The sequence below is a fragment of the Streptomyces sp. NPDC041205 genome, from assembly GCF_055591765.1.
This window is the reverse complement of record NZ_JBVIZH010000004.1, coordinates 568,451-588,022: the sequence shown is the minus strand read 5'-3', so window position 1 is coordinate 588,022 and position 19,572 is coordinate 568,451. Positions and strand designations below refer to the sequence as shown.

The window sequence follows — 19,572 nt, the reverse complement described above, 5'->3', positions numbered from 1 at the left end:
CACCCTCGCTGACGGTGGCCGACCGATTCAGCAATCGCCCTGGCCGAGGGCTACGTGGTGCTCGGCATTGAGGCGTGGGCGGCTGCGGGAAAACGGGGCTGTTCGTGCGGGTGGCTGGCGTCGGCGCTCATAGCGAACACCTCTCGCCCTTGGCACCCTGGATCCTCAGCCGGTTCACCGTCCACGTACCGCCGCAGGAGGCGAATGGGACGAGGGCGGCCTCAGCGGTCGGCGCGAGGACGAGCCCGCACAGATATTCCTGACGTGCGCGATTCCGCGCCCCTTGGGTCGGCCTTCACCCCTCTCGTGGATGTCGGCCACCTGCCCCGGGCATCTGTATGGCATCTGAAGCGACGGCTCGGCGAAGCTCCGCTCAACCGCCCGGCTGCAGTCGGTGCCCAGGTGGTCGCCGCGCCAGGTCAAGCAGCGCGCAGTGACAGCCCGATGCCGTGCCCTCGCCGCTGGTCGAGGTAGCCGTGATGGCCAGCTGCCCCCAATCACAACTCCCAGCAGAACGCGGGGTGTTGAGGCGTTTCCCAGGTGCACGGCAGCGTCCTGCGGTAGAAGTACGGCATGCTGCCAGTCGAGGAAGCCCGGGACGAACTGAAGCACCTGCTGAGCCGTTGCGAGCGCTGGTTGTGTGACGAGGAGGGAGCACGCGATCTCCTTCCCGATGCAGCCGGCCTGGCCGGCGATGCCTCACGCATGGAGGCCCTGCGCACACGCGTCCTGTCGTCCATGCTCAACGTGGCCCTGCTTGGACGGCAGTCGTCTGGAAAGAGCTTCCTGATCAGCGGCCTACAGGGCGGCCTGGAGTACGTCCCCATCACCGACGAGGACGGTATGCCATCGGCGGAGTTCCTTGGCGTCCTTCCGTCATCGGCGCGCCCGACCACAGCATGTCCGTGCACGGTCATCCCCGTGGGAGATGACTCTTCCGACAATGGCACGGGCCGGGCACTGCTGCGCGCGAGGTTCGCAGGTGGCAGGGCGGAGGATATCGGTTCGGACCTGCCGCCCGCCGTGGTGGCCGCGTACGGAGCGGCGGACGGTGACGTCACCAACCGCCGCCGCGAGCACATCAACCTCCGCGTCGAATCGATCGAGGTACTCATCGCAGACGCCCGCCTGCCGGTCAAGCTCTTCGACCTGCCCGGCTCGGAGTCGCCGATCGAAGAGCACGAGGTCATCATGCGAGAAGCGTGGGCAAAGGCCGACTGCTTCATCTACGTGAGTCACGCGACCTCGGCCCTCACCGCAAATGAGCTCCAGCTCATCCGGGACCTGTACGCCCACCACATGCAGAGCAATGCGAACAAAAAGGTGTTGTGGGTCCTTACCGGAATTGACCTGGCGACCCAGCGTGAGCAGGGCCAGGCCGCCTGGAAGAGCGTGCTGACCACGAACAACGACTACCTGCGCACGCACTTCGGCGCCCCCGGCGGACAATTCATCGGGGAGGGGTTCCTGCCGGTCTCGGCCGCCTGGGAAGCCGAGGCGGACTTCAAGAACGCCCAGGGCGACGACGGAAGCACCCTGGGGCGGCTCAGCGGCATGGAAACGCTGCGCGACCACCTGCGGGGCCTGATGGAATCCGGCGCAGGACACGCGCACCTCCGCCAAGTCGCCGACGAAGCACGCTGGCTCGTTCGGCGCCGCCAGCGCCAGCTCGCCGACATGCTCGATACGCACCAGCTGGCCGTGGAGGACCTAGAGGTACAACAGGACAGCCTTCGTGGTCGCATAGCGGGCGCGGAGCGCTCCCTGGATCGAATCCGGACCGAACTCGGGCGCGAGCTGCAGCGCAGGATCCGCACAGCGCGGGGGCCTTTCAACGGTTTGGCTGATGAACTGCACCAGCAACTTGACCCGTTGATCGACCGTGGCAACCTGAGCGCCGAGCACGCCAACGAAGTCGACGTGCTTCAGGTCCAGCTGTTCAGCCAGTGGATGACTTCGCCCGCGGGCCCGGCAACCTTGTGGGAACGCGAGTTGCAGGCTTTCGACGCAAGCGCCAGGCAACTGCTCCGGGCGGACCTCGGCGTAGACACCGGGTCCCAGCTCGTCTCTCCTGAACCGCTCGACACAAGTTACTTCCCGATGCAGACTGACGGCCGCCAGCCCTTGACGGCCTACGGGGTGGTGCAGGCCGCGGCGAACACCCTCGGCGTCGCCAGCCCCATCGCCGCCGGGGCCGTGTGGCTCACGACCAGCCTCAGCCTCGCCACCATCGCAGTTCCGGCGGGAGCCGCCGTCCTGACAGCCATCGCCATCGCCAAAGTCACGGATGTCCTCAAGGATCGCGAGTCCAAGGTCCAAAGGGCGCGCCAGGAGCGCAAGGACATGATCGACGAACAGGTGAAGCAGGCCCGTAGCGCCTTCGAGAACGTCACCCAAAGCCAGGGGCGGCTACTGATCGACGCAGTCGACCATCATCACTTGCAACACCAGACACGCCTGAAGTCGACGTTGGCTCAGATCATGGAGCGCATCAATGCGGAGGACACCGTCCGCAGCCGCGCCGTCATCGACCGCCTCACGCCCGTCAACCAAACTGGCCAAGCTCTGGTAACCGCGTTGCAGGACCTACGCGACGCCCTCGGAAGCGACGTCCTCATGGGTCGATGAGATCGTGGGGGCCCTGATCGCTCCTTCGAAGGCATGCCCTCCGGGACTGCGACGCTCCGTCATGCCTCTTGGCTGACCCTGGGCATCGCGGCTGGCGCAGGGGCGGACCCGGCTGCAGATCGAGCTGGTCACTTCGGGTCCTCGGTAACAGCCGTCGCAGAGGTCCGGCTGGCCGTCTCGCGCACTGCAGGCTGTGCACTTGAGCTGTCCGCACCGTCCACACAAAGGCGCCGCGGCGGCGGTGTGACCAGGCGGAAGACCTGCTCGTGCGAGAGGTTGACGCCCCGTTCGGCCAGCAGCGGCACCAGGTCGGGGGTCTCGCCGACCTGCCGCCCCCGCTCCTTCCACCTGGCTGCCGGCCCTTCTGCCTGGGGCGAGAAGGGCCGGCAGCTTCCCGAACGGCGCCGGGTAGGTGGCGTTGCGTCGCAGGCGGTCGGTTTGTCGCCTATCGACTCAGTGCGTTGTGTTCGTGGCGTGGGGCGCTGTGGGATTGGCTTGGGACACTGTCGGGTTGGGGTGATCGGGGCTGTCTGGCGTCGCCCGCGTGTGACGGGGTGTTCCGGGCGACGGACAGCTCGCAGCGGCCGTCCGCACACGAACGCCGCAGTCGGCCGTTCGAGATGGTCTGAATCAGCCCGATCGTCCAGCACAGGGGGCACCCGCGCAATGCGAGCAGCCCCAGGGGTGCCAGCAAGAGACTCGCCAGCCCGACTACCGGGATGAGCAGGACCGAACCGGCCAAGGCGCCCAATCCCAGGGTGCCGCGCGCCAAGTGCCTGGGCAGCGACGTACTGGCGAAGCTCTGTCGGTCAGTCATGGCTGGCTCCCGGAAGAGGATCAGGTGTTCCCCGCAGTGCCTGGCGAACCGCTGCGCGGGCGCGATGCAGCCTCGATTTCATCGCGGCGGTGCTGAGGCCGAGCGCATCGGCGACCATCCGTCCGCTGTAGCCCTGGATGTCTCGCAGGATCAGCACGCGGCGTTGGTCGGCGGGCAGGTCGGCGATCGCCGACGCCACCCGACTTGCTTCCAGGCGTTGCAGCACCTCGTCCTCGAATGACGGCACGACGGCGTCCGGAACCGGCCCGTTGCTGCGCAGTGTCAGTCGCGCCCGCCGCAGGCACTCGTTGCGGACGATGCGGAACATCCACGACGCCAGCGCACCAGAGGCCCGCAGCATTCCGATCTTGCGATACAGGATGATCAGCGCTTCCTGCGCGGCGTCCTCGGCGTCCTGGGGCGTGGCGCACAACGAATAGGCGAACCGCTGTACATGCGGGTGCGAGCCGGTCACCAGAGCGGCTGTGGCTTCGACGTCGCCCTCCTGTGCCGCAGCGATCAACTGATCGCCGGGCCATGTGTAGTCAGCCACGCGAGCGCCCCCGCTGACGCCGCACCATGACAGCGCACACGCAGATGAGCACAGCCGCGGCGATGACGGCACCAATGATCACGACAAACCTCCGGTTCCTGTGCCGACGCTGCTGTCCGCACATGCTAGAGAGGCACGAGCACCGCCAAAGGATTCACCCCAACCCGACGGGGCAGCGCGCGCTCGCTGCGTGACCCGCCGGCCGCCTCCTCGACCGGGGCCCTCGGCACGGTTCAAGCCCGCGAGGCATCCAGCCGCTTGTGCCGGGCGACCGGGGCCTGGTCGTACGGTGCGCTCAGCTCGGGATACGACCGCCCGCACACCAGGCAGTGGCAGGCTGACCCTCCGCTGAGGCTCCCGCACGGGGCGACGCGATGGCGGGCAGGTGACCTCGCGCCCACGAAGACGATGAGGGGGGCGGGCTGTTCAAGCCGGTTTGAGGGCTTTGCCTGGCCGGGGGGGCGGCTGGCACCGTAGCGGCGCTTGGCAGGGCGTAGCGGCGAGGTCGTTCGGCGTCCTCGGGCCTGCGCGGCGTCTTGATGGTGATCTTCAGTTCGGGCTTGACGCAAACCGTGAAGGGGCCGCACTAGACGGAGTCGGCCCGGTCGATGACGAGTTCGGGGAGCCGCCGTCCCAGCCCCGGCTGCCCTTGGCGACGGTCGCGGAGGCGTTCGACGACGGGGAACCGAGGACCGTGGCCGCCGCGTGAGGTGAGCAATCACCGCACGACAGCGACCCGAGGTGGTCCACACCTGCCGGGCCGCCTTGCCGGGCCTCATTGTTCGACGCCGAGCCCGATGCCACGATCGTCGTCCAACGCCATGCGCCACCGCGGGCCTCCTCCCCCAAGGACCGAACGCCTGAGGTCGGGCCCATCGGCCCCTTCAGCCGCAGGCTGCACGTGATGAGGCTCGGAGCACGGCCCGCATACCTCAAGACCACGGAGGTCTCCATGATGCGACCCGTCACCGCCGGTCTGGACGGCTCCCGCGAAAGCCTGGCCGCCGCAGAGTGGGCAGCTCGCGAGGCCCAGCTTCGCGGCCTGCCCCTGCGCCTGGTGCAGGCCTGGATCTGGCGTCAGCAGGACGTGCCCGTCGCGGAGGAGCTGGACACCCAGAAGCGCTGGGCCCTGAGCGTCCTGGAGGAGGCCGAGGGCCTGGTGCGCGACCGGCATCCGGGCCTGGCCGTCAGCACGCAGCTCATCTCCGACACGGCCCCCGCCGTGCTGTTGGCCGAGACGGAGTCAGCTGAAATGCTCGTACTGGGTTCCAGCGGCCACGGGGCCGTCACGGGATTCCTGCTGGGCTCCGTCGGACAGCAGGTCCTTGCCCGGGCGAAGCGCCCAGTGATCATGGTGCGACCCGGCCATCGCCCGCCCCAGGAGCGCGGCGGCGGCGAAGCGGGACACGACAACGGCAAGATAGTCGTCGGTCTGCAGGAGTCCGGTGAGGTTCCCGCGCCGCTCCTCGAATTCGCTTTCAGCGCGGCCGCCGCCCGTGGGGCCGCCTTGCACGCGGTCCACGCGCCCGACCTGCCGCCGCTGTACGGATACGGGCCTGCCGTCGGGCGGCTGGCCGGTCAGGAGGGCGGGATCACAGGGCGGGCCGAGAAGGCGCTCACGGACGTCTTGGAGCCGTGGCGCGAGACGTACCCGCAGGTGCCTGTGACGCACGCCGTCGAGCTGTCCCACGCCTCCGGCGTCGTCCTCTCAGCCGCCGACCGGGCCGCCCTGGTGGTGGTCGGCCGCAAGGTCCACCGCCGCACGCTCGGCATGCGCATCGGACCGGTCACCCACGCCGTGCTGCACCACGCCACCGCCCCCGTGGCCGTCGTCCCGCACGACTGACGGCCTCCGGTACGCAACTCCAGGGGACCGGATTCCGCCTGGGACGGGGCCGGACGGCCCCGTCCCGGAGACCGTCCAGTACCTGCTGCACCGCGAGGACGCGACGGACAATGGATCCACGGCGCGTGAGCTCACCCGATACGCGAGCCGCGACTCGCGCACGCGCACCGACCGGTGCTGGGCCGAGCCAGCCGTCGCCTTCTCGACGCCGCGAGCAGCCTGTTCGGCACTCCTTGTCCGTCGGCCGAGCGCACCGGGCGGCGAGCGACCTCAGCCCGGCCGTTTCTCAGACACCGGAAGGAAGTGCACACCGCCATGGCTCAGTACGTGTACGAGTTCGCCGAGGGCAACCGTGACATGGCCGATCTGCTCGGCGGCAAGGGTGCGAACCTGGCAGAGATGACCCGCATGGGCCTTCCCGTTCCGCCTGGGTTCACCGTCACCACTGAGGCCTGCCGCGCCTTCCTCTCCACGGGAGCCGAGCCGGACGGCCTGGCCGACGAGATCGCCGTACGGCTCAGCGCCCTGGAGCGGTCGGCAGGCCGCCGGCTCGGGCAGCCGGACGATCCGCTGTTGCTCTCCGTCCGCTCCGGAGCACGCTTCTCCATGCCCGGCATGATGGAGACGATCCTCGACATCGGGCTCTCCGACGACTCCGTGGGAGGGCTGGCCAAGGTGTCGGGGAGTGAACGCTTCGCCTGGGACTCCTACCGCCGCCTCGTCCAGATGTTCGGCAGCACGGTGATGGGTGTCGATCCCGCGCTGTTCGAGGCGGCTCTCGCCCGCCTGAAGGAGTCCCTGCGCTGCCCGGACGATCTGCAACTGGAGGCGCCGGACTTCGCCCGGCTCGTCGAGACGTACAAGAACCTGATCACCGGGGAGACCGGCGAGGACTTCCCGCAGGATCCCACCGAGCAACTGCGCCGCTCGATCCGAGCCGTCTTCGAGTCCTGGAACGGCCAACGGGCGCGCCTGTACCGTCGGCGCGAGCACATCCCCGACACACTGGGCACCGCGGTCAACGTACAACGCATGGTCTTCGGCAACCTCGGCCGCGACTCCGGCAGCGGCGTTGCCTTCACCCGCGATCCGGCAACCGGGCGCCGGTGTCCCTACGGCGACTACCTGCCGAACGCGCAGGGCGAGGACGTCGTCGCGGGCATCCGCAACACCGTCCCACTGGCCGACCTGGAGCGCCTCGACCCCACCTCGTACGCCCGGCTGAGCGACCACCTGAGGACCTTGGAAGCCCATTACCGGGACCTGTGTGACATCGAGTTCACCATCGAGCGCGGCACCCTGTGGATGCTCCAGACCCGGGTGGGCAAACGCACCGCCGAAGCCGCGTTCGCCATCGCCGCCGAGCTGGCCGACGAAGGTCTGATCACCCATGACGAGGCACTGGCCCGCGTCAGCGGCGACGACGCCGCCCGGTTGATGTTCCCGCGGTTCGACACTGCTGCCGTCGGGGACGCGCTGGCTCACGGCATTCCGGCCTCGCCGGGCGCCGCCGTCGGCACCGCGGTGTTCGACTGCGCCGAGGCGGTCCGTCGGGCCGCTGCCGGGGAGAAGGTCGTCCTCGTACGGCAGGAGACCACGCCGGACGATCTGCCCGGAATGGTGGCGGCCCAGGCGGTGCTGACCAGCCGGGGCGGCAAGACGAGCCACGCGGCCGTGGTCGCCCGCGGCATGGGCAAGGTCTGTGTGTGCGGCGCCGAAGGCCTCGTCATCGATGCGCCGGGGCGTCGCTGCACCACTGCGGGCGGCATCACCATCGAGGAGGGCACGGTCATCTCCGTCGACGGCTCCACCGGGACCGTGTACGCCGGGGCGGCGCCGCTGGTCGACTCCGTGGTCATGAGGTACTTCGAGACGGGCGAACGCTCCGACGGGCTGGTCGACGCCGTCGCCCGTGCGCTCGGCCGGGCCGACGGCGTACGGCGCCTGGGGGTCCGGGCGAACGCCGACACCCCGGAGGACGCCGCACGCGCCCGCAGGTTCGGCGCCGAGGGAATCGGGCTCTGCCGCACCGAGCACATGTTCCTCGGCGACCGGCGGAAGCTCGTCGAGGCGATGATTCTCGCCCACACCGACTCAGGCCGCGTCCGGGCGCTGGACGCGCTGCTGCCGCTGCAGCGACAGGACTTCGTCGGCATCCTGGAGGCGATGGACGGCCTGCCCGTCACCATCCGCCTGCTCGATCCGCCGCTGCACGAGTTCCTGCCCGACCGCACCGACCTGGCCGTGCGCATCGCCGCAGCCGAGGCACGGGGCAACCCGCCCAGCGCCCACGACGCCGAACTGCTGGAAGCCGTGAACCGGACGCACGAGGAGAACCCGATGCTCGGTCTGCGCGGCGTGCGCCTCGGCCTGGTGGCACCGGGGCTGACCGCCATGCAGGTCCGGGCCCTCGCGGAAGCGATCGTGGAACGCAAGCGGGCGGGCGGCGATCCCCGAGCGGAAATCATGGTGCCGCTGATCGACACGGTCGAAGAACTGCGCCTGGTGCGCGAGGAAGTGGAGGAGACGCTCGCCGCTGTCTCCGAGGCTTCGGGCATCGCTGTCCACTGCCCGGTCGGCACGATGATCGAGCTGCCCAGGGCCGCCCTCACGGCGGGCCAGATCGCACAGGAGGCGGAGTTCTTCTCCTTCGGGACGAACGACCTCACGCAGACCACCTGGGGCTTCTCTCGCGACGACGTCGAGGCGGCGTTCTTCTCCGCCTACCTGGACAAGGGCATCTTCAAGGTGTCCCCGTTCGAGACGATCGACCCTGAGGGCGTGGGCCGGCTCGTCCGCATCGCTGTCGCCGAAGGCCGTGCGGCGCGACCCGATCTGAAGATCGGGGTCTGCGGTGAACACGGCGGTGACCCCGCGTCGGTCCACTTCTTCCACGCCGCGGGCCTCGACTACGTCTCCTGCTCCCCGTTCCGGGTACCGGTGGCCCGCCTTGAAGCGGGACGGGCCGCGCTCACCGCCACGGAGACGTCCGACAGCAGGTGATAGGTCCTGGACGTCGTCGGTCCTCGCGACGGGCCGTGGTCCCCCACCACGAGAGGGCCGCCCGGCCCTGGACACCGGTGCCCCTCGGTCTCTCCCCGGTGCCCAACGGCACCTGTGTCCACCACCGGCTCCGCGCCACTCTCGTGATGGTGACGGCGTCGCCCCGAGATACAAGACGCCCACGCCCCATGCTCCCCGGATGCAGCTCTCGACGACGGAGGCCCCTCATGACCGCAAACGACGAGCGCCTCGGCGCCCCCCAGGCCGCCGACACGCCCACGGACACCGCCGTCGCGGTCGACGGGCTGGTGGCGGCCGGGCTCAAGGCACTCGCCGACTACGAGTCCCTCACCCAGGAGCAGGTCGACCACATCGTGAACAAGGCCTCGGTCGCCGCGCTGGACCAGCACACCGCACTGGCGCGCCTCGCGGTCGAGGAGACCCGGCGCGGTGTCTTCGAGGACAAGGCCGTCAAGAACATGTTCGCCTGCGAGCACGTCACGCACAGCATGGGACCGATGAAGACCGTCGGGGAGATCGCCCGCGACGACCTCGAGGACATCGTCGAGATCGCGGAGCCGGTGGGCGTGGTGTGTGCGATCACCCCCGTCACCAATCCCACGTCCACCACCATCTTCAAGGCCCTCCTGGCCCTGAAGACCCGCAACCCGGTCGTCTTCGCCTTCCACCCGGCCGCCCAGCGGTGCAGCGCCGAGGCGGCCCGGATCGTACGCGACGCGGCCGTCGCCGCAGGCGCCCCGGAGCACTGCGTCCAGTGGATCGAGTCGCCGTCCATCGAGGCGACCGACACCCTGATGCACCACCCTGGCGTTGCGCTGATCCTCGCCACCGGCGGCAACTCCATGGTCAAAGCCGCCTACTCGGCGGGCAAACCCGCCCTGGGCGTGGGCGCGGGCAACGTACCCGCGTACGTGCACAAGAGCGCGCGGCTGCCCCGGGCCGTCAACGACCTCGTGTTGTCGAAGGCGTTCGACAACGGCATGATCTGCGCCTCAGAACAGGCCGTCATTCTGGACGACGAGATCTACGACGCGGCCCTGGCCGAGTTCCGCACCCTGCACGCCCATCTGGCCACTGCCGAGGAGAAGGTGAAGCTCGAGGCCTATCTCTTCCCCGTCGGTGCCTCGGGATCGGGCTGCGAACCCAAGGTCAACTCCGCGGCCGTCGGCCAGAGCCCGGCGTGGATCGCCCAGCAGGCGGGCTTCTCCGTGCCGGACGACACCTCGCTCATCCTGGTCGAGGCCGACCGGGTCGGACAGGAGGAGCCGCTCACGCGCGAAAAGCTCTGCCCGGTACTCACCGTTCTGCGCGCCGGCTCGGAGCAGCAGGGCTTCGCCCTGGCCTCGGACATGGTGGCCTTCCACGGCCAGGGGCACAGCGCCGTCATCCACACCGGCGACCCGGCACTGGCGGAGGCTTACGGCAGGCAGCTCAAGACCGTGCGGATCATCGTGAACGCCCCCTCGTCGCAGGGCGCCATAGGCGGCATCTACAACAACCTCCTGCCGTCGCTGACGCTGGGCTGCGGCTCGTGGGGCAGTACCTCCGTGTCGAACAACGTCTCCGCCGTTCAACTCCTGAACGTCAAGCGGCTCACCAAGCGCCGCAACAACATGCAGTGGTTCAAGGTCCCGCCGAAGATCTACTTCGAGCCGCAGGCCATCCGCTACCTCGCCGACATGCCGGACGTCCACCGCGTCACCATCGTCACCGACGCGACCATGACCCGCCTCGGCTTCGTCGACCGCGTCACGCGTGTCCTGCAGCGTCGGCGCGAGCCGGTCACCGTACAGGTCATCGACACCGTCCAACCGGAGCCGAGCATCGACTCCGTACAGCACGGGGCCGGTCTCATGCGGGACTTCCGCCCCGACACCATCATCGCGCTGGGCGGCGGCTCACCCATGGACGCCGCCAAGGTGATGTGGCTGCTGTACGAGCAGCCGGAGGTCGACTTCGCCGATATGCGGCACAAGTTCTCCGACATCCGCAAACGTGCCTTCCGTTTCCCCGTCCTCGGCGCGTGTGCCCGCCTGGTGTGCATACCCACCACCTCCGGCACCGGCGCCGAGGTCACACCCTTCGCGGTGATATCCGATCCGGCCACCGGCAAGAAGTACCCCTTGGCCGACTACGCCCTGACGCCCAGCGTCGCCATCGTCGACCCTCTCCTGACCGCCCAACTGCCCCCGGCGCTGGCTGCGGACAGTGGCTTCGACGCACTCACCCACGCCATCGAGGCGTACGTGTCGGTGTACGCCAACGACTTCACCGACGGCCTGGCCCTGCACGCGATCCGGATGGTCTTCGAGAACATCGAGGCCGCGGTGAACGAGCGGGTGGACCGGCCGGAGGCCCGGGAGAAGATGCACAACGCGGGCACCATCGCGGGCATGGCTTTCGGCAACGCCTTCCTCGGCATCGTCCACGCCATGTCCCACACGCTGGGAGCCACCTTCCACGTCGCGCACGGCCGCACCAACGCGATCTTGCTGCCACACGTCATCCGCTACAACGGCGCGGTCCCCTCGAAGCTCACGGGGTGGCCGAAGTACGAGAACTACCGCGCCCCCGAACGCTTCCAGGACGTGGCCCGTACGCTCGGCCTGCCCGCCGCCACCCCGCGGGACGGGGTGGAATCGCTTGCCCGCGCCGTGGAACGCCTGCGCGACGCCGTGGGCATCGAGCCGTCGTTCCAGTCGCTCGGCATCGACGAGCACGCGTTCCTCGACGCCCTCCCCCAGCAGGCCCTCAACGCCTACGAGGACCAGTGCGCGCCGGCCAACCCCCGTATGCCGATGCTCGACGACATGCAGGAGATGATGCGTGCGGCCTTCTACGGAACGGACGCCGCAACGCAGCCGTAGGATGACGGCCCGCCCGCGGTCCATCGGGTACGGCACCCGGCCCGCATCGGAACGGCCCCGGCCGCGGTCGTGTTCCGATCCACCGGCCAGGGCCTCACCGTCTGGGGCAACTACACGGAGATGGTGAGCCGCTTCTCCGAACTCGTCCTGCGCTCACTTGCCGTTCTCGCCGTACGCAACCGCATCAAGCGCTCACACGCGGCACAGACCTCTCACCGGACGCGGCTCACTCCCCCAGGATCAGTGCGCCCGCAATCCATGCCCACGGAACTGCCGGCGTACCCGCTCGACTAGGTCGGGGCCAGGGCCGGGCGCGCCACGCAGCGGAAAGGGGATGCCGAGTGCTTCGTACTTGTGGGCGCCGAGCTTGTGGAACGGCAGGACGTCGACGCGTTCGACGTTGCCGAGACCGGCGAGGAAGGCGCCGAGGCCGTCTATGTGGGACGCGTCGTCCGTCCAGCCCGGGACCAGGACGTAGCGGATCCATACGGGGACGCCGAGCCGGTCCAGGCGGGTGGCGAAGGTGAGGGTGGGGGCGAGCTCGCCTCCTGTCAGGCTCCGGTAGGTGGCGGTGTCGAAGGACTTGATGTCCAGGAGTACCAGGTCGGTGTCGGCGAGGAGGGCGGCTTCGGCGCGGGCGCCGAGGAAGCCGGAGGTGTCCAGGGCGGTGTGCAGCCCCGCTGCCTTGCATCGGCGCAGCACGGCAGCGGTGAAGGCGGGCTGGAGCAGCGGCTCACCGCCCGTGAGGGTCACCCCTCCCCCGGCGGTGGTGACGAACGTGCCGTACTTGGCGATCTCCGTCATCACCTCGTCGACGGTGACCCGGCGCCCGTCGCGCAGGCGCCAGGTGTCGGGGTTGGCGCAGTACAGGCAGCGCAGCGGGCATCCGTTGACGAACAGCACGAACCGGGTGCCGGGGCCGTCCACGCCGGTGGACAGGTCCCAGGAGTGGATGCGTCCCGTCACCTGGCCGGTCGCGGTGTTCACAGCGCTCCGTGGAAGGTGCGGCCGATCACGTCGAGTTGCTGCTCGCGCGTCAGGCGGACGAAGTTGACGGCGTATCCGGAGACGCGGATGGTCAGGTCCGGGTACTTTTCCGGGTGCTTCATGGCGTCTTCGAGCGTGGCCCGGTCCAGGACGTTGACGTTCATGTGGAAGCCGCCGGAGACCGTGTAGGCGTCGAGGACGCCGATCAGGTTGCCGGGCCGGTCGTCCGGGTGGTGGCCCAGGCCCTCGGGGGTGATCGTGGTCGTCAGCGAGATGCCGTCGCGGGCCTGCTCGTAGGGGATCTTCGCCACGGACAGCGCCGAGGCGACCACCCCGTGCCGGTCCCGTCCGTTCATGGGGTTGGCGCCGGGTGCGAAGGGCTGCCCGGTGCGGCGTCCGTCGGGAGTGTTGCCGGTGTGCTTGCCGTAGACGACGTTGGAAGTGATCGTCAGTACGGACTGGGTGTGTTCGGCGTTGCGGTAGGTGGGGTGCTTGCGCACCTTCGCCATGAACGACTCGACGAGGTCGACGGCGATCTCGTCCGCGCGGTCGTCGTTGTTGCCGTAAGCCGGGTACTCGCCCTCGGTCTCGTAGTCGACGGCCAGTCCGGTCTCGTCGCGGATCACCTTCACCCGGGCGTACTTCACGGCGGAGAGGCTGTCGACGGCCACCGAGAGCCCGGCGATCCCGCAGGCCATGAAGCGGTGCACCGGGTGGTCGTGGAGTGCCATCTCGATGCGTTCGTAGGCGTACTTGTCGTGCATGAAGTGGATGACGTTGAGCGCGTCCACGTAAGTCTGTGCCAGCCAGTCGAGCATCTGGTCGTAGGCCGCGGACAGCTCTGCGTACTCCAGGTACACGCCGCTCGGGGCGGGCGCCTCGGGCGCGATCTGCTCGCCGGAGAGTTCATCGCGGCCACCGTTGATCGCGTACAGGAGCGCCTTGGCGAGGTTGACGCGAGCTCCGAAGAACTGCATCTGCCGGCCCACCGCCATGGCCGAGACGCAGCACGCGATGGCGGTGTCGTCGCCGGTGTGCGGCCGTGTCAGCTCGTCGGACTCGTACTGGACCGCGCTGGTGTCGATGGACACGCGGGCGCAGAACTCCTTGAAGCCGTGCGGAAGTCGGTGCGACCACAGCACGGTGAGGTTGGGCTCGGGCGCGGGTCCGAGGTTGTAGAGGGTCTGAAGGAAGCGGAAGGAGGTGCGGGTGACCAGCGGACGGCCGTCAGCGCCGATCCCGCCGATGGACTCCGTCACCCAGGTCGGGTCGCCGGAGAACAGCGCGTCGTACTCGGGTGTGCGCAGGAACCGCACGATCCGTAGCTTGATCACGAAGTCGTCGATGAGTTCCTGGGCGCGGCGCTCGTCGATGGTGCCCTCGTCCAGATCCCGCTGGAGGTAGACGTCCAGGAAGGTCGAGGTGCGGCCGAGTGACATCGCGGCGCCGTTCTGCTCCTTCACGGCAGCGAGGTAGCCGAGGTAGAGCCATTGCACGGCTTCGTGCGCCGTGGCGGCGGGGCCTGTGACATCACAGCCGTAGGAGGCCGCCATCTGGGCCAGCTCCTGCAACGCCCGGATCTGCTCGGCGAGTTCCTCACGGTCTCGGATCACGTGTTCCGTGGACGGGCGGGCGTCCAACTGGGCGAGCTCGGCACGCTTCGCGGCGATCAGCCGGTCCGTGCCGTACAGCGCGACCCGCCGGTAGTCGCCGATGATCCGGCCGCGGCCGTAGGCGTCGGGCAGGCCCGTGATGATTCCGGCCTTGCGGGCGGCCCGCATGGTGGGCGTGTAGGCGTCGAAGACGCCGTCGTTGTGGGTCTTGCGGTAGGTACCGAACACCTTCGTGACGAACGGGTCGGGCCGGTATCCGTAGGCCCGCAGGCTGGTTTCGACCATGCGGAGGCCGCCGTTCGGCATGATCGCGCGCTTCAGCGGGGCGTCGGTCTGCAGACCGACGATGAGCTCCAGGTCCCGGTCGATGTACCCGGGCGCGTGCGCGGTGATCGTCGAGGGTACGGCGGTGTCGACGTCCAGGATCCCCTTGCGCCGTTCCTCGGGGAACAGCGCGCTCACCTTCTCCCAGACGGCACGCGTGCGGCTTGTCGGGCCCGCGAGGAAGGCCGCGTCACCTTCGTACGGCGCGTAGTTGGCCTGGATGAAGTCACGCACGTCGACGTGCGCTCGCCACCGCTCGCCCGTGAAGCCGCGCCACTCGTCCCCAGGCGCCGCCACATCTGTCGGAGCCACCGTCGCCATCACTCGCCTCCGTGTCGGGTCACGTTGCCGTCCGTGGGCTCACCGGCTCTCTCGAAGTGCCGTGCCCCTTGCCGATTCGATGCTCGTGCGCGCCTGAGGACCAGGGCAGGGGCCAGGAGGTGGCTGGCGTGATGCCGCACGGCCCTGTTCCGGCTCCGCCCTGGGTCCGGTGCGACCGGGCAGGCAGGGCCATTCGGCCCCTTTCGCCGGACGCCCCGCGGTGACCGTCCTCGGTCCTGGTCCCGCCGTGCAGGGGGACCACGTTCTCAGGGAGGGACAAGGGCGCAGGTCTGGCCCGGGCTCGTTGCCGACGACAGCCGGCTGCGGGGCCGCAGCCGACGCGCCGCCAGCACGAGCGCGTCCAGCGCGGTGGCGATGGCGAAGGCCACTGCCACGGCGATGACGAAGAGGACGGCGAACGGCCTCCAGAGCTCCGGGGTCAATGACGTACCCACGATGCTCCCCTCCTCGCGCCGGTGTTTCCCTGTTCTCATCGAACACCGCCGCGCTATCGCCGCGCAGGTGCCGCGGGGCTCGCCGTGCGTGCCGAATCGGCCCGTCCGCCGGGGCCGGGTGGCCCCTGGTGTGCGGTGGGGTACCGCGTCACTCTGAAGGTGCCGGGCCGGTACGCCCACCGGGCCGCGAGGCGCAGCCACACGGGCGTCATCCGGCAGGCCCGGCGTCCCGGCTGCCGGGCCTGCCGAAGCCGCGGCAAGCCCGTATCGTGGAAGGAGCGACGGTTCCTCTCCGCCCCGCCCCGGTGTGAGCCCGTGAGGGAGCCACCATGCCTGATGACAAGACCGTCGAACAGTTGGTCGCCGACGCGACGACCGCACCGTCGATGCACAACGCGCAGCCCTGGCGGTTCCGCTTCCTGCGCGACAGCGGCACCCTCGAACTACGCGCCGACCCGGCACGGGCCATGCCCGCTTCCGATCCGTCGCATCGTGCCCTGCACATCGGCTGCGGAGCCGCGCTGTTCAATCTGCGTGTCGCGGCGGCTCATGCGGGCCGACTGCCGCGGGTGCGTATGCTGCCCGACCACGCCGATCGGGGGCTGCTCGCCAGCATCAGCCTGTCCGACGGTCCTGCGGAGGGAGCCGACGCCGACCTGGAGCGGCTGTATCCGGCGATCCACCGCAGACACACCAGCCGCTATCCCTTCTCCGAGCAGGGGCTCTCGGACGCCCAGCGGGCCGCGCTCACCAACGCCGCTGACCTCGAAGGCGCCGTTCTGCTGTTCCCCGCCACCTGGCATCTGGAGCTGCTGCTCGACCTCGTCGAGGACGCCGAGGGGCGTGATGGCGTCGAGCCGGCCCGCGACGAGGACCTCGCCCGATGGACACGGCTCGGCGCGGCCGAGGCCGATACGGCCACCGAAGGCGTCCCCGAGTACGCCTTCGGCCCTCACAAGCGGGACGGCCGCGCCCCGGTGCGCGACTTCGCCGGCCGTCGGCCCGTCTCCGACCGCGGGACGACCACCTTCGAGTCCCAGCCGAACCTGGCCCTGCTCGGCACCGCGGACGACCGGCCGGCCGACTGGCTGCGCGCCGGCCAGGCCATGGAGCGGGTCCTTCTGCAGGCCACGCTCGACGACCTGGCCACTTCCCTCACGTCGCATGCCCTGGAGTGGTCGGACCTGCGCGAGCTCGTGCGGGATCCGACGTCGGCCGTGGGCTTCGTGCAGATGGTGCTGCGCATCGGTCACGGCCCGCACGGGCCGACGACCCGCCGTCGCCCGGTGCGCGAGGTCCTGGAGTTCGGGTAGGGCCGGTCGGCCCCTGCCGGGACCCGATCGGCCCTTCCACCTCAGTCGCCCCACGCACGACGCTGCAATCGAAGCCAGGTGCGAATCGAGGCCGTGAAGCATCGCCGGGAGGGCAGCTCGCCCTCCTCAGCGATTCCGGCCCTGACCAGGAGGTACGCATCATGTCCCGCACTGTCGTCGCCGGTTTCGACGGCTCGCCCGAGAGCCGTGCCGCCGCCGAGTGGGCGATCCGCGAGGCGGAACTGCTCGGCACGGAGCTGAAGCTGGTCACCGTCTGGCAGCCCATTCCTCTGGCGTACACGCCGTTCCTCGGTGCCGAGAGCCAGCAGCGCGAGACGGTACGGGTGCCCCACGAGGCGGCCGACGGCCTCAGGCTGCGCCACCCCGGCGTGTCCGTGAGCGTGGCGCAGCGCAGCGGGCGGCCCAGTGAGGTGCTGGCCTCCGCGGCGGACGAGGCCGGGCTGTTGGTTCTCGGGGCGCGCGGGCTGAGCGGTCTCGGCGGTTTCCTGGTCGGGTCCGTGGGGCAGGCCGTGGTGGCCCATGCCCGGGGCCCGGTGGTCCTCGTCCGGGCGGGGGAACAGGCTGCGGACGAGCACGTTCAGGACCCGTCCGGAATTCCGTCCGCCGCGACGCCGTACCGGCCCGTCGTCCTCGGGCTCGACACCGACAGCCCCGACGCGTCGGTGATCGAGTTCGCCTTCGAGGCCGCTGCGCGCCGTGACACGGCCCTGCGCGTCGTCCACGCCTGGCCGCTGCCGCCGTACTTCGCCTACGGCCTCCCCGAGGACCCCGAACTCAACGTCCGGCTGGCCACCGACGACGCGGCCGCCCTGGCCGACGTCCTCGGCTCCTGGCGGCAGAAGTTCCCGTCCGTCGAGGTGCGGGAGGAATCCCGCCCCGGCAGGCCCGCCGACCACCTCTCCGCCGCCTCCCGGGACGCCTCACTCGTGGTCGTCGGGCGCCGGATCCGCAGCTCGCCGGTCGGTCCCCGCATCGGGCCGGTCACGCACGCGGTGCTGCACCACGCGGCCGCCCCGGTCGCCGTCGTCCCGCACGACTGACCCGAAGAGGACGGGTGAGGGAGATGACGCGCGTGGAACTGCCCGTGGTCGTCGGCGTCGACGGCTCCGCTCCGAGCCTGCGGGCCGTGGACTGGGCGTCGGACGAGGCCACCCTGCACGGCGTGCCGTTGCGGCTGGTGTACGCCTCGTTGTGGGAGCGCTACGAAGGGCCCGCGCTGGCGCAGGCGCTGGGCAGGGCCTCGGAGCAGGTGCACGCCGACCTCATCGTCGGCGGTGCCGTCGAACGGGCCGAGCGTCGCGTACCGGACCTGAAGATCTCCGCCGAAGTGCTGCGCGCCGACGCGGTGAGCGCCCTGCTCCGGGAGGCCCGCAACGCCTCCATGGTGGTCGTGGCGTCCCGCGGCCGCAGCGGAGTCGCCGAGTTGCTGCTCGGCTCGGTCAGCCTGGCGGTCGCCGCACGAGCCGCCTGCCCCGTCGTCGTGCTGCGCGACGGCCGCGGCCAGGGCCCTTGGACCCGCGCCGGGCAGCGGATCGTGCTCGGGGTCGGCGACGAGGCGGACTCGGCGGCGGTGCGCTTCGCGTTCCAGGAGGCGGCCGATCGCCACGCCGCTCTGTACGCCGTACGCGCGTGGCGCTGCCCCGCGCACGAGTCCTCCGACCTGCCCCTCACGGCGGGGGATCCCGCCCACGACCACGAGCGGCGCGCCGCGGCCCTCGTGACGGAGGCGCTGCGGGATGCCGCGGCGGAGCATCCGTCCGTGCGGGTGCGCCCGCGGATCGTCGAGGGAGCGGCGCGCACGGCGCTGGTGGAGGCTTCCCGCACCGCCGACCTCCTCGTCGTGGGCGCCCGCCGTCACCACGGACACCTCGGTCTCCAGCTCGGCCGGGTCACGCATGCGGTGCTGCACCACTCCGCGTGCCCCGTCGCCGTCGTCCCGCAGCGGACGTGACGCCGGTGCCTCTCTCAGAGTCCGGCCGTGTGGTCGGGAACGTACGTCTGCAGCTCGCGCGGTGGGCGCACGTAGCCGGTCGACGGCGGGCGCGGCGGCAACTCCAGGACCGGGGGCGGCACGTCGTGGTAGGGCAGGGACCCCAGCAGGTGCGCGATCATGTTCAGCCGGGCCCGGCGTTTGTCGTCGCTCTCCACCACGTACCACGGCGCCTGCGCGGTGTCGGTGTGCACCAGCATGTCGTCCTTGGCCCGCGAGTACGCCTCCCACCTCGTGATGGACTCCAGGTCCATCGGCGACAGCTTCCACCGCCGCACGGGATCCTCAAGGCGCCGCCGGAACCGCTCCTGCTGCACCGCGTCGCTCACCGAGAACCAGTATTTGCGCAGCAAGATCCCCTCCTCCACCAGCATCCGCTCGAAGACCGGGCACTGGCGCAGGAACAGCTGGTACTCCTGCGTCGAGCAGAAACCCATCACGTGCTCGACGCCGGCACGGTTGTACCAGCTCCGGTCGAACAGCGAGATTTCACCCGCCGCGGGCAAGTGCGCGATGTAACGCTGGAAGTACCACTGGGTGCGCTCACGCTCAGTCGGCCTGGGGAGGGCCACGATCCGAGCCACCCGGGGGTTGAGATGCTCCGCGACCCGCTTCACGGTGCCGCCCTTGCCCGCCGCGTCCCGCCCCTCGAACACCACGACGAGCCGGGCGCCCTCCGCACGCACCCACTCCTGCAGCCTCACCAGCTCCGTCTGCAACCGCAGCAACTCCCGCTCGTACACACCACGCGGCAGCGACGCGGGGCTCTTCTTCCTTGCGGCCATACCGCCTCCCTTGCTTCTCGAATACTCC

12 protein-coding genes are annotated in these 19,572 nt (G+C 70.1%); 7 read left to right on the top strand and 5 right to left on the bottom strand.

Annotation, left to right across the window (positions count from 1 at the left end):
* Nucleotides 1-573 precede the first annotated feature (573 nt).
* Nucleotides 574-2,628 carry a hypothetical protein gene (locus ACZ6BG_RS22345; protein ID WP_469004034.1) on the top strand — a complete coding sequence of 685 codons (2,055 nt, stop codon included), beginning with the start codon at nucleotides 574-576 and terminating at the stop codon, nucleotides 2,626-2,628.
* Between the two features lie 809 nt (nucleotides 2,629-3,437).
* Here ACZ6BG_RS22345 and ACZ6BG_RS22340 read toward each other — a convergent pair.
* The gene (locus ACZ6BG_RS22340; protein ID WP_469004032.1) at nucleotides 3,438-3,998 is read right to left on the bottom strand and encodes an RNA polymerase sigma factor; all 561 of its coding nucleotides are present in this window, start codon (nucleotides 3,996-3,998) and stop codon (nucleotides 3,438-3,440) included.
* A 904-nt stretch (nucleotides 3,999-4,902) separates the two neighbouring features.
* Between ACZ6BG_RS22340 and ACZ6BG_RS22335 the strand changes: the two genes are divergently transcribed.
* The 3 genes from ACZ6BG_RS22335 to adhE all read left to right on the top strand — a co-directional run bounded on the left by ACZ6BG_RS22335 (nucleotide 4,903) and on the right by adhE (nucleotide 11,735).
* Entirely contained in the window at nucleotides 4,903-5,844 is a 942-nt protein-coding gene (locus ACZ6BG_RS22335; protein WP_469004029.1) for a universal stress protein, read from the top strand.
* Between the two features lie 315 nt (nucleotides 5,845-6,159).
* A complete protein-coding gene (ppdK, locus tag ACZ6BG_RS22330; protein ID WP_469004027.1) occupies nucleotides 6,160-8,847 on the top strand; it encodes a pyruvate, phosphate dikinase in 2,688 nt (895 codons plus the stop codon).
* Nucleotides 8,848-9,074: 227 nt separating this feature from the next.
* The gene (adhE, locus tag ACZ6BG_RS22325) at nucleotides 9,075-11,735 is read left to right on the top strand and encodes a bifunctional acetaldehyde-CoA/alcohol dehydrogenase (RefSeq protein ID WP_469004024.1); all 2,661 of its coding nucleotides are present in this window, start codon (nucleotides 9,075-9,077) and stop codon (nucleotides 11,733-11,735) included.
* A 240-nt stretch (nucleotides 11,736-11,975) separates the two neighbouring features.
* Here the strand turns inward: adhE and pflA are convergent, their stop codons facing one another.
* The 3 genes from pflA to ACZ6BG_RS22310 all read right to left on the bottom strand — a co-directional run bounded on the left by pflA (nucleotide 11,976) and on the right by ACZ6BG_RS22310 (nucleotide 15,435).
* On the bottom strand, nucleotides 11,976-12,722 hold the full coding sequence (gene pflA / locus ACZ6BG_RS22320) for a pyruvate formate-lyase-activating protein (RefSeq protein WP_469004020.1): 747 nt from the start codon (nucleotides 12,720-12,722) through the stop codon (nucleotides 11,976-11,978).
* Nucleotides 12,719-14,980, bottom strand: coding sequence for a formate C-acetyltransferase (gene pflB / locus ACZ6BG_RS22315; RefSeq protein ID WP_469004017.1), 2,262 nt, complete (start codon nucleotides 14,978-14,980; stop codon nucleotides 12,719-12,721). The genes pflA and pflB overlap by 4 nt, the downstream gene beginning before the upstream one ends.
* Nucleotides 14,981-15,246: 266 nt before the next feature.
* Entirely contained in the window at nucleotides 15,247-15,435 is a 189-nt protein-coding gene (locus ACZ6BG_RS22310) for a hypothetical protein (protein WP_469004015.1), read from the bottom strand.
* Nucleotides 15,436-15,764: 329 nt separating this feature from the next.
* Between ACZ6BG_RS22310 and ACZ6BG_RS22305 the strand changes: the two genes are divergently transcribed.
* The 3 genes from ACZ6BG_RS22305 to ACZ6BG_RS22295 all read left to right on the top strand — a co-directional run bounded on the left by ACZ6BG_RS22305 (nucleotide 15,765) and on the right by ACZ6BG_RS22295 (nucleotide 18,720).
* A complete protein-coding gene (locus tag ACZ6BG_RS22305) occupies nucleotides 15,765-16,748 on the top strand; it encodes an Acg family FMN-binding oxidoreductase (protein ID WP_469004013.1) in 984 nt (327 codons plus the stop codon).
* Between the two features lie 161 nt (nucleotides 16,749-16,909).
* Entirely contained in the window at nucleotides 16,910-17,809 is a 900-nt protein-coding gene (locus ACZ6BG_RS22300) for a universal stress protein (protein WP_469004010.1), read from the top strand.
* 23 nt (nucleotides 17,810-17,832) lie between these two features.
* On the top strand, nucleotides 17,833-18,720 hold the full coding sequence (locus tag ACZ6BG_RS22295) for a universal stress protein (protein ID WP_469004008.1): 888 nt from the start codon (nucleotides 17,833-17,835) through the stop codon (nucleotides 18,718-18,720).
* A gap of 14 nt (nucleotides 18,721-18,734) precedes the next feature.
* Here the strand turns inward: ACZ6BG_RS22295 and ppk2 are convergent, their stop codons facing one another.
* Nucleotides 18,735-19,544, bottom strand: coding sequence for a polyphosphate kinase 2 (gene ppk2, locus ACZ6BG_RS22290; protein ID WP_469004006.1), 810 nt, complete (start codon nucleotides 19,542-19,544; stop codon nucleotides 18,735-18,737).
* Nucleotides 19,545-19,572: the final 28 nt, after the last annotated feature.